The organism is Paenibacillus wulumuqiensis (genome assembly GCF_000971965.1).
Classification (GTDB): domain Bacteria; phylum Bacillota; class Bacilli; order Paenibacillales; family Paenibacillaceae; genus Saccharibacillus; species Saccharibacillus wulumuqiensis.
This window is the reverse complement of the sequence record NZ_LAQP01000017.1, coordinates 15,468-31,278: the sequence shown is the minus strand read 5'-3', so window position 1 is coordinate 31,278 and position 15,811 is coordinate 15,468. Positions and strand designations below refer to the sequence as shown.

The 15,811-nt window shown below is 48.1% G+C and carries 15 protein-coding genes; 10 read left to right on the top strand and 5 right to left on the bottom strand.

Features of this window, described 5'->3' with window-relative positions:
* Positions 1-117: 117 nt before the first annotated feature.
* From WH45_RS19475 to WH45_RS19445, 7 genes are all read left to right on the top strand, one after another.
* Positions 118-1,284, top strand: coding sequence for a PP2C family protein-serine/threonine phosphatase (locus WH45_RS19475; protein ID WP_046216097.1), 1,167 nt, complete (start codon positions 118-120; stop codon positions 1,282-1,284).
* Positions 1,284-4,988 carry a response regulator gene (locus WH45_RS19470; RefSeq protein ID WP_046216096.1) on the top strand — a complete coding sequence of 1,235 codons (3,705 nt, stop codon included), beginning with the start codon at positions 1,284-1,286 and terminating at the stop codon, positions 4,986-4,988. The genes WH45_RS19475 and WH45_RS19470 overlap by 1 nt, the downstream gene beginning before the upstream one ends.
* Positions 4,989-5,231: 243 nt before the next feature.
* The gene (locus WH45_RS19465; protein WP_046216095.1) at positions 5,232-6,125 is read left to right on the top strand and encodes a CheR family methyltransferase; all 894 of its coding nucleotides are present in this window, start codon (positions 5,232-5,234) and stop codon (positions 6,123-6,125) included.
* Positions 6,126-6,143: 18 nt separating this feature from the next.
* Positions 6,144-7,811 (top strand): response regulator, encoded by a 1,668-nt coding sequence (locus WH45_RS19460; RefSeq protein ID WP_046216094.1) that lies wholly within the window; start codon positions 6,144-6,146, stop codon positions 7,809-7,811.
* A gap of 242 nt (positions 7,812-8,053) precedes the next feature.
* A complete protein-coding gene (locus WH45_RS19455) occupies positions 8,054-8,392 on the top strand; it encodes an STAS domain-containing protein (RefSeq protein ID WP_017814317.1) in 339 nt (112 codons plus the stop codon).
* 18 nt (positions 8,393-8,410) lie between these two features.
* Positions 8,411-8,863 (top strand): anti-sigma B factor RsbW, encoded by a 453-nt coding sequence (gene rsbW / locus WH45_RS19450; protein WP_046216093.1) that lies wholly within the window; start codon positions 8,411-8,413, stop codon positions 8,861-8,863.
* On the top strand, positions 8,860-9,636 hold the full coding sequence (locus tag WH45_RS19445; protein WP_046216092.1) for a sigma-70 family RNA polymerase sigma factor: 777 nt from the start codon (positions 8,860-8,862) through the stop codon (positions 9,634-9,636). The genes rsbW and WH45_RS19445 overlap by 4 nt, the downstream gene beginning before the upstream one ends.
* A 1,009-nt stretch (positions 9,637-10,645) precedes the next feature.
* Here the strand turns inward: WH45_RS19445 and WH45_RS19440 are convergent.
* From WH45_RS19440 to WH45_RS19420, 5 genes are all read right to left on the bottom strand, one after another.
* A complete protein-coding gene (locus WH45_RS19440) occupies positions 10,646-11,032 on the bottom strand; it encodes a DUF5665 domain-containing protein (RefSeq protein ID WP_046216091.1) in 387 nt (128 codons plus the stop codon).
* A 91-nt stretch (positions 11,033-11,123) separates the two neighbouring features.
* The gene (locus tag WH45_RS24265; RefSeq protein ID WP_052723872.1) at positions 11,124-11,810 is read right to left on the bottom strand and encodes a YtxH domain-containing protein; all 687 of its coding nucleotides are present in this window, start codon (positions 11,808-11,810) and stop codon (positions 11,124-11,126) included.
* 164 nt (positions 11,811-11,974) lie between these two features.
* Positions 11,975-12,232 carry a GlsB/YeaQ/YmgE family stress response membrane protein gene (locus WH45_RS19430; RefSeq protein ID WP_046216090.1) on the bottom strand — a complete coding sequence of 86 codons (258 nt, stop codon included), beginning with the start codon at positions 12,230-12,232 and terminating at the stop codon, positions 11,975-11,977.
* Between the two features lie 135 nt (positions 12,233-12,367).
* Entirely contained in the window at positions 12,368-12,829 is a 462-nt protein-coding gene (locus WH45_RS19425; RefSeq protein ID WP_052723871.1) for a phosphatase PAP2 family protein, read from the bottom strand.
* Positions 12,830-13,279: 450 nt separating this feature from the next.
* Positions 13,280-13,504 carry a DUF1128 domain-containing protein gene (locus WH45_RS19420; RefSeq protein ID WP_046216089.1) on the bottom strand — a complete coding sequence of 75 codons (225 nt, stop codon included), beginning with the start codon at positions 13,502-13,504 and terminating at the stop codon, positions 13,280-13,282.
* A gap of 146 nt (positions 13,505-13,650) precedes the next feature.
* Between WH45_RS19420 and yyaC the strand changes: the two genes are divergently transcribed.
* From yyaC to WH45_RS19405, 3 genes are all read left to right on the top strand, one after another.
* Positions 13,651-14,193 carry a spore protease YyaC gene (yyaC, locus tag WH45_RS19415; protein ID WP_052723870.1) on the top strand — a complete coding sequence of 181 codons (543 nt, stop codon included), beginning with the start codon at positions 13,651-13,653 and terminating at the stop codon, positions 14,191-14,193.
* Between the two features lie 136 nt (positions 14,194-14,329).
* Complete coding sequence (locus WH45_RS19410; protein WP_046216088.1) at positions 14,330-15,112, top strand: alpha/beta fold hydrolase; 783 nt, start codon at positions 14,330-14,332, stop codon at positions 15,110-15,112.
* 36 nt (positions 15,113-15,148) lie between these two features.
* Positions 15,149-15,793, top strand: a complete 645-nt coding sequence (locus WH45_RS19405; RefSeq protein WP_046216087.1) for a DUF6483 family protein — start codon at positions 15,149-15,151, stop codon at positions 15,791-15,793.
* Positions 15,794-15,811 lie beyond the last annotated feature (18 nt).

Sequence of the window (15,811 nt, the reverse complement as noted above, 5' to 3'; positions counted from 1 at the left end):
GGAGGTTTTTTGACGAGTTTTTGATACAGCCCCTTTTTGGATAACAATGACAGTTGGCTTATAATGAAGAAAAGGTAAAAGAATCCGCTTCATGAAATAAGGGAATGAGGAGAAGTTATGAATATATTAATCGTTGATGATAATCCGACCAATGTAATTATTATCCGGGAAATTCTGAAAAGAGAACAATATACCAATATCGTGACTTCAGCTTCAGCGAGAGAGATGTTTGAACATCTCGGTCTGGGCGAGCCGGATGCAATTGCGCGTGCCAAAGCTAATTCATTTGACCTGATTCTGCTCGATATGATGATGCCGGAGATGGATGGAATCGAAGCCTGCCGGATCATCCAGCAGCATGAACTGCTCAAGGATATTCCGATTATTATGGTAACAGCGGTCGGCGACTCCAAAAAGCTGGCCGAAGCGCTGGATGCCGGTGCAATGGACTATGTGACCAAGCCGATCAACAAGGTGGAACTGCTGGCGCGTATGCGTCTGGCGCTGCGGCTCAAGCACGAGAAAGACTGGCATAAGGAACGGGATCAGCATATCCAGGATGAACTCAAGCTGGCGAGTCTCGTACAGCATGCCGTACTCAGTACGCCGATCCATGATCCTTCTTTCCAGATTGAAGCGTTGTACAAGCCATCCTTTGAGCTGGCAGGTGATCTGTACGCCTGGTATCCGCTTGGAGAAGGACGATATGGCGTTATTTTGCTGGATATGATGGGACACGGTATTTCCTCTTCACTGTTCTGTATGTTTATCGCTTCGGTGCTCAAGGATACGGTCACTACCTATGTGGAGCCGGAGAAAGTGATCCAGGAGCTGAACCGTCGATTTAATCAGCTGCATATTGAGAATCAGCTGGTACAATACTACTTTACCGCCATCTATCTGGTGGTGGACACCAAATACAAACGGATCGATTATGTGAATGCCGGACATCCGCCGGGACTTTTCTTTGATGATAACGGAGAAGTGACCAAGCTCAGCACAAGCACATTCCCGGTAGGACTGTTTGACCGGATTGAAATGGAGTCCCGCAGCTTCCACTATGAAGGCGACGGACATCTGGTGCTGTATACCGATGGTCTGCTCGAAGCGGTGGAAGGTGATCAGGATGTTCAGCTTAATTTCCTGATCGATCAGCTGAAATCCAATCATCATCTGGATAAAAACAAAATCGAAACGGTATTTTTTGAAGCAAGTGCACCTGCAGACCGAGATGATGATAAGTGTCTGGTGTGGATTTCACTCAATGAAGGAGCGGACAATTAATGAAGCTGAGAACGAAGCTGGTCCTGGGGTTCAGTGTCATCATTTTATTATTGATGACGCTGGGCTTTATTACGTATGACCGGATGAACTACATGAACGAACAGCTAGACAAGGTATACCAGGAACGGTATCTCAAAGTACGGTATTCGACCGATATGCGCTCCGAAATGAATATTATCGCCCGTGAAGTGGCCAATATGCTGCTCAGCACGTCTACACAGCCGATCGAGCAGACCCGGACGACGATTGAACAGAACATTACCAGCGGGGAGAATAACCTCAAGCTGTTAAAAGAATCTTCCAATTCACCGGAGGAGAAAAGGCAGATCGAGACGGTCACTGCCAACTGGCAGACTTTTGTGGATTATTCCCGCCAGCAGACTTCCCTTGTGGCTGGAGACCAGATTGCTGCTGCCAACAATTACCGTACACAGGTAGGCTTGGCTGCACAGACGAATCTGAACCAGAGCATCTCGGCTCTTGCCGAGTATCAGGATAATGCGATTGATACCGAGATTGATCAAGCCAATGCCGCTTACCAGAATTCTATTCGCATCACGACTTATGTCATGCTTGCCGGTGTAGTATTGAGCTTGCTCGTTATGCTGTGGATTGTACCAAGCATCAGCAAGGGACTTGGAACGGTCTCTATGATGATCAAGGGATTTTCGGAAGAACGTTTTGGCATTATTCGCCGCATACAGGTCAAATCCAAGGATGAGATCGGCGATGTGGCCCGTGTATTCCAGCGTATGGCCGAAGATCTGCAGGAAAAGCGTCATATGGAGGAGCAGTATCGTCAGGCCCAGGAAGACCAGTCCTGGCTGGACTCCAATACGGCGCGCATTACCGAACTGCTGCGTGGCGTAAGCACGCTGGAACAGAGTGCGCAGACCTTCATTAATGAATTTGCGCCAACACTGGGTGCCCACTTTGGAGCATTGTATCTGCGCACAAATGAAGTGACCGACAAAATGCTGCTCAAAGCAGCCTATGCTGCTGATGGTGAGCTGTGTTCGAAGAAGGAAATCCGCATTGGCGAAGGACTGACCGGCCAGTGCGCCGCAGACCAAAAGCCGATCGTACTGGATCATGTCCCTCAAGGATATATTCCTGTCAATTCCGGATTGGGCTCCAGTCAGCCGCGGAGTGTACTCATCTATCCTGTACTGTTCAATGATGAACTGCTGGGTGTTATTGAGCTGGCTTCGCTGAATACATTTACGTCACTGCAGCGGCAGCTGCTTCACTTACTCACTCAGGACCTGGGCATTATTGTCAACAATATTAACCGCCGTTTGCACGTCGAGGAGCTGCTGCGCGAATCGCAGACATTGACCGAAGAGCTGCAGAGTCAATCCGAAGAGCTGCAGCTGCAGCAGGAAGAACTGCGCCGTTCCAACGAGCGTCTGGAAGAGCAGACCGAGGAGCTCAAACGTTCCGAAGATATGCTGCAGCGCCAGCAGGAGGAATTGGAGCATTTCAACAATGAACTGATTGCCAAAACCCGTGAGCTGCAGGAGCAGATCCAGCACGTGGAAGAGCAAAATGAAGAGATCGAGCAGAGCAAGCACCAGCTGGAACAGCAGGCGATGCAGCTGGCTGTAACCAGTAAATACAAATCGGAATTCCTGGCCAATATGTCCCATGAACTCCGTACACCGCTGAACAGTCTGCTGATTCTATCCCAGCTGCTTACAGAGAACAAGGATGGCAATCTGACCGAGAAGCAGATGGAGTACGCAAGCACGATTTACATGTCCGGTGCCGACCTGCTCAAGATGATTGATGAGATTCTGGATCTCTCCAAAGTAGATGCCGGCAAGATGGAAATTAACCGTGAAGCAGTACCGGTGAAAAATCTGGAGTCCTTTGTCAATATGAACTTTGCGCCTGTAGCGGCGAAAAAAGGAATCGACCTGCATATTACGGTCGGCGAACAGATGCCGGAGGCTATTGTTACCGATGAGCATCGGGTGAAGCAGGTACTGCGCAATATGCTGTCTAATGCATTTAAGTTCACGGAAAAAGGATATATCGAAATGAATGTGGATCAGGCCGATCCGGCGGAACTGCCACCTTATCTGAACAGAGAACAATCTTATGTCGCCGTTAAGGTGATCGATAGCGGCATCGGTATTCCACAGGACAAGCTTGATCTGATCTTCGAAGCGTTCCAGCAGGTAGACGGTACAACCAGCCGCAAATACGGCGGTACCGGTCTGGGACTGTCGATCAGCCGTGAGCTGTCCCGTCTGCTGGGCGGAGGGATCACGGTCAGCTCGGAGGAAGGCAAGGGAAGTGTCTTCACTCTGTATCTGCCCAAGCTGGTTCCGTCATCATCCGAACGGACAGAGACGAATACGGGAACGGCTGTCGATCAGGTGAGTCCTGCCTATATGCCAGCTGATTTTACCGGTCAGGTACTGCAGCAGACTTCAGCACGCATGAATAACCGCAAGCTGGCCAGTGAAATGGAGTCCGCTGTGATTCCCCAGTCGCTCGGCGATGACCGTGACCAGCTTGGCAAGGAAGACAAAGTGCTGCTTATCATCGAGGATGATGCCAATTTCGCCAAAATCCTGATGGATATGGCCAGAGGTCGTGGCTTCAAAGCACTCGTAGCGATGCAGGGCGATACCGGTCTGCATATGGCCAAGACGTACAAACCGGACGCGATTATCCTGGATATCCAGCTGCCGGTTATCGATGGCTGGGCGATTCTCAGCGAGCTGAAGAGCAATGCGCATACCCGTCATATTCCGGTGCATGTCATCTCCGTTATGGATGAAGTCAAGCAGGGTCTGATGATGGGGGCGATTGCCTACCTCAAAAAGCCATCCAGTAAAGAAGCGCTGGAAAAAGCATTTTCCCATCTGGAATCTTATACCGAGCAGGGACTCAAGCAGCTGCTGATTGTAGAGGATGATGAGATTCAGCGTCAGTCCATTATTGAGCTGATCGGTCATGACGATGTAGCTATCACTGCTGTCTCGACCGGCAAAGCTGCGCTGGCAGAACTGGATGGCAAGCGGTATGATTGTATGGTGCTGGATCTGATGCTGACCGATATGACCGGCTTTGAACTGCTGGATCGTATTCGTGATAATCATCAGCTCAAAGATCTGCCGATCATTATTTATACCGGCAAGGATCTGGATACCAAGGAAGAGACCCAGCTGCGCAAATATGCAGAATCAATTATCGTCAAGGATGTCAAATCACCGGAACGTCTGCTGGATGAGACAACTCTCTTCCTGCACCGGGTGGAGGCGGATCTGCCGGAAGACAAGCGCCGTATTCTGCAGAAGCTGCATAACAAGGAGACCCTGTTTGAAGGCAAGCGGATTCTCCTCGTCGATGATGATGTACGCAATGTGTTTGCACTGTCCAGCGTACTGGAAGGATACCGCATGGAGGTTACCTTTGCGGAGAATGGACGGGAAGCGATCGACATTTTGGAAAAGCAGGACTTTGACCTGATCCTGATGGATATGATGATGCCGGAGATGGACGGGTATGAAGCGATGCGCATTATCCGCCAGATGCCTGGATACGACAAATTGCCGATTATTGCATTGACTGCCAAAGCAATGAAAGACGATCGATCCAAGTGTATTGAGGCCGGAGCATCTGATTATGTCAAAAAACCGATCCAAACGGATCAACTTTTGTCATTAATGCGTGTTTGGTTGTATTCGTAGACCACAAAAGTGGGTAAATGAATTATAATGTAGAACGTTGGCTAATTACCTGCATCTATACGTACAGCCAATGCGGATTCGGACATATCCCATTTTTGCGGATATGAGCTTGATATAAACATGAGGAACGACCATATATTTTCGGAAAGTGTAAAAGTTGAGAGGCCGGCTGCACAAGTAAAGCAGTCGGCTGGTTGCGGAATAAGAATTGCGTACAGTTTACAAGGAATCGGGGCTGAAAAGATGACACCGACGAATCATGAACAAATACAGAACAACTCAAACTCGCCCCAGGGGGAAAGCCAGATCATTACCAATCTTGCAGAACGCGAGAATATTGAAATTGACCTGCTGCTGGAAGGGGTACACCGTTTGTACGGGTATGATTTTCGTAACTATGCGCGTGCTTCGCTGACCCGCAGAATATGGCATCATATCCATGCCGAGAATCTCAAATCCGTCTCGGCGCTGCAGGAGAAAATACTGCATGACCGTTCCTGTTTTGAGCGGTTTGTGCAGAATCTCTCGATTCCGGTAACGGAAATGTTCCGGGATCCGCAGCTGTTCCGTATGTTCCGGGAAAAAGTAATACCCCTGCTGCGTACCTATCCGTATATCCGGATCTGGCATGCCGGCTGCTCTACCGGAGAGGAAGTCTATTCGATGGCTATCCTGCTGCATGAGGAAGGTCTGCTGGACAAAGCACGAATCTACGCAACCGATATGAACAATCGTTCACTGCAGCAGGCGCGCGAAGGTGTATTCGGAATTGACCGTATGCAGCTGTATACCAAAAACTATCTGGAAGCCGGCGGGACCCGCTCGTTCTCCGAATATTATACAGCCAAGTACCAATCCGTTATCTTTCAGCCGTTCCTTCGCAAGCATATTATTTTTGCGGAGCATAACCTGGCTACGGACCGCTCGTTCAACGAGTTTAATGTGATTTTTTGCCGGAATGTAATGATCTATTTTGACGATAAACTCCGTGAACGTGTTCATGGATTGTTTCATGAAAGTCTTAGCCGTTTCGGTATTCTGGTGCTGGGCTCCAAGGAGTCCATGCAATTCACCGGCTACAGTGATTCATACGAACCGCTGGATCGGCTGGAAAAGGTATACCGGAAAATTAACTAGAGAATGTAGGGGGATACCATGAGGTTTCATGAACCGATTCATATCTTGCTGGTAGATGATCGACCTGAAAACTTGCTTGCCCTGGAAGCCGTTCTCGAGAGTGAACGTTATAATCTCGTCAAAGCGACTTCAGGGGAAGAAGCGCTGCGCTGTCTGCTCAAGGATGAATTTGCTGTTATTATACTGGATGTGCAGATGCCGGGTATGGATGGCATCGAGACAGCCAAGCTAATCAAGGCCCGGGAGAAAACGAAGGAAATTCCAATTATTTTTGTGTCTGCGAACAGTAAGGAAGCCGAGCATTTATTTGCCGGATATTCTGCAGGTGCTATTGATTACATGGTAAAACCGTTTATTCCACAAATCCTGAAATCCAAGATTGAGGGATTTGTAAATATGTACCTGACCAACAAGCGCCACAAAACACAGTCCATGCTGCTGCAGCAAAAAACGCTGGAGCTGGAAAAAATGAACCAGGAGCTGGTTCGTGCCAAGGAAGCTGCAGAGATTGCAGCCAAAGCCAAAACCGAATTCCTAGCGATGATGAGCCACGAAATCCGGACGCCGATGAATGGAGTTATCGGTATGATCGATCTGCTGATGGAGACCGATCTTCAACCTGAACAAAAGGACTATGCCGAGATTATTCGCAGCAGTGCGGATACACTGGTCATGGTCATTAACGATATTCTCGACTTTACCAAGATGGAGTCGGGCAAAATGGAACTGGAAGAGCATCCATTTTCACTGGAAGGATGTATCTCTGAAGTGTTTGGTCTTTTCTCTGTCGAAGCTGGCAAAAAGGGCCTGGAATTGTTGTACCGAATTGGGGATAATGTACCGGGTTATCTGTTCGGCGATATGGCGCGTCTGCGTCAGGTGTTGATCAATTTGACTGCCAATGCGGTCAAATTTACCGAACAGGGCGGTGTATACCTTGAAGTGGAATGTGCCGGACAGCGGGATAACCGTCTGGAGCTGGAGTTCAAAGTAAAGGATACCGGTATCGGCATTGCCCTGGAGAAACGAGAGCAGTTGTTCCAGCCTTTTTCACAATTGGATTCGTCTATGACGAGAAAGTATGGTGGAACTGGACTGGGGCTGGCCATTTGCAAAAACCTTGTTCAAATGATGGGCGGAGACATTCGTCTGGAATGCAGTGAGATGGAACCTGGCGAAGGAGCGGTATTTGCCTTTAGCATTTGTGTGGGTGAATATACGGTGGAAGAGACGGAAGTTGGCACTGTAGAGGAAAGACCGGTGAATCTGCTGCAAAAGAGCAGCTCCATTCCTCACATTCTGATTGTAGACGACCATCCGATCAATCAGAAGCTAATGGTTAGTATGCTCAATAGACTCGGATATGAGCCGGATACTGCAGATGACGGAGATCAAGCGATCCGGATGGCCTCTGCCCAGACGTATGATTATATTTTTATGGATGTACAGATGCCTAATATTGACGGACTTGAAGCAACGCGAATTATACGCGAGATGGGGAATGGAGAACGCTCGGTAATTATTGCGATGACTGCTGATGTGATGGAAGGCATCAAGGGAAGATGCTTTGCAGCAGGCATGGATGACTATATCAGTAAGCCGGTCAAGATGAACAGTGTCAAGACGGTAATGGAACGATATGCACTGGAGCTGTCCCGTTATGAAGCCAAGAAGACGGTATATTGATCCTTCTCAGACATAAATCGAATAAAAAAACATAATGCGCAATAAAGCCGTGCTGCCAGCAGGGAACACCGGCTGAATTTGCGCCGTTCGTATAAAGGTTGTCATAACAACTAAATATTGTATATAATACAAATATCGGGATATAATCAGATGGATCTCCCAATCGGCTATCTATAGAGATGTTTCAGAAGATAACAGATTGGGTTATTAGTAAAGAAACCATTGTTCAGGGGAGAATGTCTATGACTACTAACAAAAATGAAAAGTTTAATGCAGTAACCCAACTCGAAGAAGGCGCATGCACCGTCTTTTTAAGCGGGGAAATGGATTTATCGGTAGCGCCTGATTTTCGTCTGGTGATGGAGCCGCTTGTAGGCGACGCCGGCCAGGATCTGATCGTAAACATGAAAGACCTGAAATATATTGATAGCACAGGTATCGGTATCCTACTTTCTATCCTCAAAGCGCGGCACGGTATGAATGCCAGCTTTACTGTTGAAGAGGTTCCTCCACAAATTCAGAAACTGTTTGAAATGACCGGTATTGCCAAGTTTTTTGCCCCTCAGGAGAACTCCCACTAGGAAAGGATCGAACATAGCATGAAAGCTGATACTCAAAAAGTAATACTTAATTTACCTGCAACCGCAGAGTTTGTAGATGTAGTACGATTAAACCTGTACGGAATTGCTTCCAAAATGGGATTTTCATATGAAGATATTGAAGATATGAAAGTTGCCGTATCCGAAGCATGTAATAATTCCGTGCTGTATGCCTATGGGCAAAATGATGGACATATTGACGTTACGTTCGAAATCGGTGAAGAAACGTTATCCATTACCGTCGAAGACGAAGGGGAGAGCTTCGAATCGGTACGGGGTATCGGTGAAGAAAGCACACTGCACGACAAAGATCTGAACGATGTCCAGATTGGCGGACTTGGCTTCTACCTGATGCAGGCATTGATGGATAATGTCAGCATTGAGAATGTTGCCGGCCAGGGCACACGTGTGGTCATGTCCAAAAGCCTTGCTCTAAGCGAGGAAAGAGTATGAGTGAAAGAGTGACTCCCCCCGAATCGATGGACGAGGCGATCGGCCTGATCTGGGAGTATCAACAAACAAAAGACAATGACATTGCGACTGTACTGATCAAAAAGTACGAGCCGATGGTCAAGATGGCTGCGGGTAAAATTGCCCGTAACCGCCCGGACCTGTATGAGGACTTGTACCAGGTCGGTCAAATGGCATTGATTCGTCTTTTGCAGCAGTATGATATCTCTCTGGGGATTCCCTTTGAACCATATGCCATGAAGAGCATGATCGGGCATATGAAAAACTTTTTGCGCGATAAATCGTGGTACATACAGGTTCCGCGCCGAATCAAAGAAAAGGGAGCCCTGGTTCAGCAGGCGATCGACGAGTTGACGGTCAAGCTGGAACGTTCCCCTAGTGTGCGGGAAATCGCAGCTTTTCTGGAGCTGTCCGAGGAAGAAACAATTGAAGTCCTGGCAGGACGCGAATGCTATCACTATGTATCTCTGGATTCGCCGCTGTCCCAGGAAGAAAGTGCGGCTACACTGGGCGAGTTAATCAGTGCAGACGTAAATGATTACGATGCAGTAGAGAAGCGGATGGATCTGCAGCAGGCACTCAGCCAGCTGAAGGAGCAGGAACAAAAAGTACTGCTGCTTGCCTTCCAGGAAGGTCAATCCCAACGTGCGATTGCGCAAAAACTGGGCGTTTCCCAGATGAGCGTATCGCGGATCCAGAAACGCGCTACGGAGAAGCTTAAGCAAATTATGTCTAACGCTTCATCATCGGGTTAATGTTGCACATGTACAAGATTAAATTGTCGGTTATGGCAATTGACTGAGGTATGCTTTGATTCTCCGGATGGAGGTTGAAGCATACCTTTTTTAATTTCTCCGCAGGGCTGCTTATAGGCTTCTTATGGTGTATATGCTTCATGTACTGCAGAGCTTGTTGGATAGTACTGCTGCTGTTGACTGTTTTGGTTGGGGCTTTTGCTTTTGGGCGAGGTGACTAGAGATCAGCTATATTTAGAATCATCCGCTCCGAAATTGGATTAGTCTCCTGCCCCTCGTTAAGATCAGATATCCTGAATGTCCGCTTGCAGCGGAGGATATCCGATCTTAAATAGGGCCGCTTCGCTGCTGGAGTCTAATTCCAATTCCTCCGCTCCGTAGTTGGACATACCTATTTATTTCTGGAAACCTCAAAGAATTGAAGCATTACAGGATTAAGAGTAGTAGCCTTTTTAGAAGTAGTAGAAGCAATAGCTTCAAAATTTTCGGAAGTTTTAAAGGTAGCAAAAATTCTACAAGTTCTAAAATTACATAAGGAATTACTTAAAGCTCTGACCTCGCTAATTATCTAAAAAGTTAAGAAATAAAAATTTTAAGTATTCTAATCTTTTATCTTTTGGTTTTAAAAATAGCATAGTCGGCTAAAGCAGCGTAGCGGAGGAAAGGGAATCGTTCCAGAGGCCGACATTTAAGATTGGATATTTACCGATGTAATCGGTGATTCAAAATATCCAATCTTAACCGGAGAACGACGGAATGATCCCTTTCTGAAGCGGTTGATGGATACAAACCGATTTATAGCAATAACTCAAAAAGAAAATTCCTGCTACTCGGATAAAAATTCCTCCGTTGAAAGAGGTTCCTTTTATCCAAGCACAGGAATTTAAATGAGATCAATAAGGATATACCAACCTCGATGTTTCTCCAAGCTGTCTTTGCTCTGCTGCATAACAGACATAAGTAACATGCAGTGGGCGAATGACAGCCAACCAGGCAAATGATGCGGTAGTTAGCCGGTGCCTCCACTGGTGTCTGCACCCTGGGATGCTTTGACATAGTCGAGAATCTGGCTGATATACTCACCAATCAACGGCAGGGAGACCATCTGGCTCAGGATGAAAGCGAGCAGTGCCAGAATGACGATCGTACCGAGCGACAGGCCGAGACCGCGGGCAGTACCGGCAATGAAGTTAGTGATCAGTCGGCGTCTGACACTGCTGTAATTTTCGATGATGTCCCGGATTTCTGCCTTGTCCAGCGCTTTGGTCAGCTGGTCGAGGCGTTCGTTCAGGCGCTTCACTTCATGACGCAGCTCGAATGGATGCTCGCGCACACTATCCGGCGGTGGTACAACTTCAGGGGAGGTGGGTGATAATTCGGTGTCTTTGTCAGCCATGGGATTCCCTCGCTCTCATAAGAATTAGCCACACCGGGCATAAAAATAGCCGACTGCAATGAGCCGGCTATTTTGGTCAATCCAGGATGTATTAGCGTTTATTATTGGAATTGAAACTGTTATTGTTGGTAGTTGGACTGGAACCGGTTGTAGTAGAACCTGGCTTAGTCGTAGATGTTGTAGTTGTAGAGCTGCTTGGTGTAGAACCTGTGCTTGTAGAGCCGGTAGAACCATTGGATGAAGAAGAGGAAGAACCGGAACCGGACGAAGTCAGCGGTTGGGAATCCTTTTTCACATCTTCAGCAGCTTTGGTTACTTCTTTGGCTACATCTTCTTTAGCACCTTTTACATCTTCAGCGATGTTTTTGGAAGCTTCAGCTACATGTTTGACGATGTTTTCTTTGGCATCGGCTTTGTCTTGATCTGCAGACTCGCCTACACCGATAGAAGATTTGGCTTTACCCGTCAGATCGGTTGCTTTGGTAGCTACCGTCTGGGCAATTGTTGTTGCTTTGTCGCCTACAACGCCTGCCAGTTCTACCGTTTTGTCACTGATCAGGCCAGCAGCCTGCATCGTTTGGTCGGATACCGTACCATAGACGTTTTTGGTTTTCTCACCGGCTACAGCCAGTTTGTCGGACAGGTCACTGCGCAGCTCACGTCCCGGTTTTGGGGAGAAGAGCAGTGCGGCCGCAGCGCCGATCAGGCCACCGATAAATACACCTTTCAAAAATGTGGATCCGCTTTGCATTGGGTACTCTTTTTCTGCTTCGTTCATGAACAATCACTCCTTCAATTAGTGTAAATTGCGTATAGTAGCGTACAGTCCTCCGGCAATAGCCGAAGATCCAGCCATATCATATCAAGTGAAGCTTCTCTAGGAGTAATAAGTACTATGTTGCAGCTTACCAAAGGTATGGCTTATATCATGCCTGGCTGAGATCAAGATGCCCGTCGAAGCACTTTGGATAACAGTCCAAGCAGAAAAACGAAAATCGCTGTGCCCAGAATAGCCGGTATAATGGCAAAATCACCGATATTCGGGCCAAAGTCACCAAACAACAGGGCACCCAGCCATGCTCCTACGAATCCGGCAATAGCGGCTCCGATAATGCCACCAGGCATTGCTTTGCCTGCGAGCGCGTTACCGATCAGGCCGATAATAACGGCAAGCACGATACTGATGATGATTCCCCACATGCAGATCGCCTCCTTTACATGTACATTAAGCTAGTCCATTTCAGCTAAAGGCACATAACCGGTGAAGTGGGCTATCTCGCTTGTTTGTCTTACTTCGTATATAAACATGGGGCATACGCATGAAACATTACCACTCTATGGCCTTGAACCATTTAAAGGCGGCTGCGGCCTTCTTTTCTGCCAAAGGGATAACGCATAAGCGCATGTGATCAGCCACAGAAATCCACTGGCAAAACCGGCAATGATATCCGTTGGATAATGCACTCCCAGATATACCCGTGTCACACCGATCAGTATAATGAGCAGAATGCCGCAGAGGATAGCTGGCACCATAGATTGATGGTTCTGTCTGCGGTAACGGGCCCAGATAAAGAACAGCATACCGTACATCGCTGCAGCTATTGTGGCATGTCCACTGGGGAAACTGTATCCTGACGCATGCGTCCAGAATTCCAGTTCAGGCCGCGGGCGCATAAAATGCGATTTTAGAACCGTATTCAGCAGCCAGGCACCGCCAGAGGTGAGCAGCAGCATCAATGCTTCACGATATTGATGCCGCACCGACAGCAGCAGGGCAAAACCGAGAGATACAAACATGGTCGAATAAAAACCGCCAAGATAAGTGAAAAACAGCATGATCGTTCGTATAGGTTCATCGTGGAACGTACGTACACTTTGCTGAAACTCATTTTCCCATATATGGACCTTACCACCGAATGCATTCTGAATGAGCCAGGTAGCTACATTGAGCAGGATAAAGGAGAAGCCTGCGCCTGCAATCAGTACCAGGGTGATTAACAGCCATAATGGCAGATTCGGGAATTTGCGTCCTGAACGTTCAGGAAAAGCTGGAGATGAGATAAGGATCGCCTTCTTTCATTTGTTATCGTTATGTTAAATTTAACCCGCCAACAGCGACTGAACCCTGTTAGCGGCAAACAATCATGAACATTATGCTAACTGTGTACGGATGAAAGAGAAGTACGTAACAGGAAGTGGACAAAAAAAGCCCGCTCCTGCCTACACAGGAACGGGCTTTGATACGAATTACTTATTGCGCAGACGGCCCAGTTCGGACACAAGCGCTTCAACTTCACTGATGCTCAAATTCGGTTTGTTCATGACAATATCATATACTTCGTGGATATCTTCATACTGATCCAGCGAAAAGGCAGAAGCCTGCATCGCTGCACCACTGGCCATCCGAAGCTTGGTTTTGATCGCTTCAATCATGACTTCCAGATTCTCCGTTGTGTGTTGGGACAAATCCATCGGTGCGTTCTCCCTTTCTGTAACAAAAGCTGATTTTGTTGTATTGTACCATGGATAGAGCCGGGGAACCAATATTTTGCGGTAATAGGGCGCATCGGTTAAAATTACTATAGGTACGCACATTCGAGGAGGGAATCTACTATTATATGATTAATCGTCAATCAAGTCTGCTTCCCTATGACCAGCAGAATCGGCGTAATGTGAATACGGATGGATTAACCCAGTTTTTCCGGATGATTCACAGCCGCCATGCACTGGATGAACTTGCCTTTGTGTGTATCGGGACAGACCGCTCCACCGGGGATGCACTTGGACCGCTGATCGGCAGCGGGCTGGAGGCACGCGGGATTCCTCATGTTACAGGTACAATGGATTATCCCTGTGATGCGCATAATCTGCATGAACGCATTCCGCAGATATCCGTCGATCTGACGATTATTGCGATAGATGCCTGTCTGGGCCATTCGCGTTCGGTCGGTCTCTACAGCATTGGAGAAGAGCCATTATTTCCGGCATTGTCTGTCGGGGGCAAATTTCCGGGTGTAGGCGCGTACAGCATCGCAGCCATCGTCAACGAGAATGGACCCAAGCCCTACTGGACGCTGCAGACCACTTCGCTTCGCCAGGTAATGAAGATGGCAGACGACGTTGTGGAGGCAGCAGTCCGTGGGCTCGGCGTGACCGATTAATTCGGCTTGCTCGGCAGATAAGGGTGATACTTCAGCGAACAGGATATTATCTTATGTGGTATTGAATATCATTTACCTATTATAGATGAACAATTCGTATATATTTCCGAATAATTGTACAGGGAGGCACACATTTATGAACCAGCATATTCAGCATTCGCCCGAACTGCTTTACTTTACCGATACCGGCACAGGAGAGCCGCTTGTGCTGCTGCACGGATTTATGGGCAGCGCCGCCTACTGGGATGAAGTGGTTCCGGAATTGTCTAAGCGTTACCGCTGTATCGTACCCGATCTGCGCGGGCATGGACGCAGTCCGGCACCGGAAGGTTCCTACCGGATCGAACAGATGGCCGAGGATGTGATCCGGCTGCTGGATCATCTGGAGCTCAGTCAGGTAACTGTGCTGGGTCATTCGATGGGTGGGTATATTGCACTCGTACTGGCTGAACAGTATTCCGGTTATTTGAAAGCATGGGGACTGGTCCACTCTACCGGCTACGAAGATTCACCGGAAGCCCGGGAGAAGCGTCTGCAGACCGTTTCCAAAATCAACAGTGAAGGTGTAGCCGCTTTTGTGGACGGATTTATTGAAGGATTGTTTGCGCCTGAATCGGTGACTTCTTTGCCGCAGGCGGTGCAAAAAGCACGGGAGATTGGATACCATACGCCACCTCAGGGAGCATGCGGCGCAGCCATGGCGATGCGTGAGCGTCCGGATCGACGCTCGGTGATCGCTTCTTCCACCCTTCCGGTATTGCTCGTCGCGGGTGAACGTGATGCCATTGTACCGGCAGAACGTTTGTTTACTGCCGAAGGAGAACAGATCACAGCTATAGTTATTCCGGGGGTAGGGCATATGAGTATGCTGGAGGCCCCACAGGAACTTGTATCCGTCATTGACCGGTTTTTAAAATAAACATCATTACAGACTCATACTGAAGGCGGGATAGGAATGTTCAGAAAAGACTACCTCATGGGCATGATCGAGGATATGGCCAGCATGATCTCCAAAGCGTTCGGACTCAAGGAAGAAAAGAAATATACGGAAGCACTATGGGAAGTCGATGATCTAATGCGCAAAAACTTCCGTTTGAACAGCGAACTCGTTAATCGTATGCCGACCGATGAAGTGATTGATATGTTCCGTGTCGGTCCGACCGTCGAGGTAGACCAGTTACAGGGTTTGGCGCGTATGATCAAGGTCGAAGCAGACATTTATGCCGCTGGCGGTCATGAAGAGGACGCAGTCGTACGCCGGATCAAATCCCTGCATCTGTTTCTGTACAGCGCAGTCCATGGAGCAGACCGCAGTCTGCTGGATTATCCGCAGCATATGGATGAACTGCTCGACCAGCTGGAGGAATATATGCTTCCTGCCGCTGTAGAGAAACTGATGGTGGAATATGAAGAGCAGGAAGGCTATTATGATAATGCGATGGATGCACTCCGCCGTCTGACCGAACTGGACCCTGTAGAGGGTGAACAGATCGGTAATGCCTTTTATGAACGCATGCTCCGCAAAAGCGATGAAGAGCTGCAAGAGGGCGGCATCACCCGGGCAGATATTGAAGCGGCGCATGCCCGGCTGCAAAATTGAAAAGGAAAGAAAGTGATT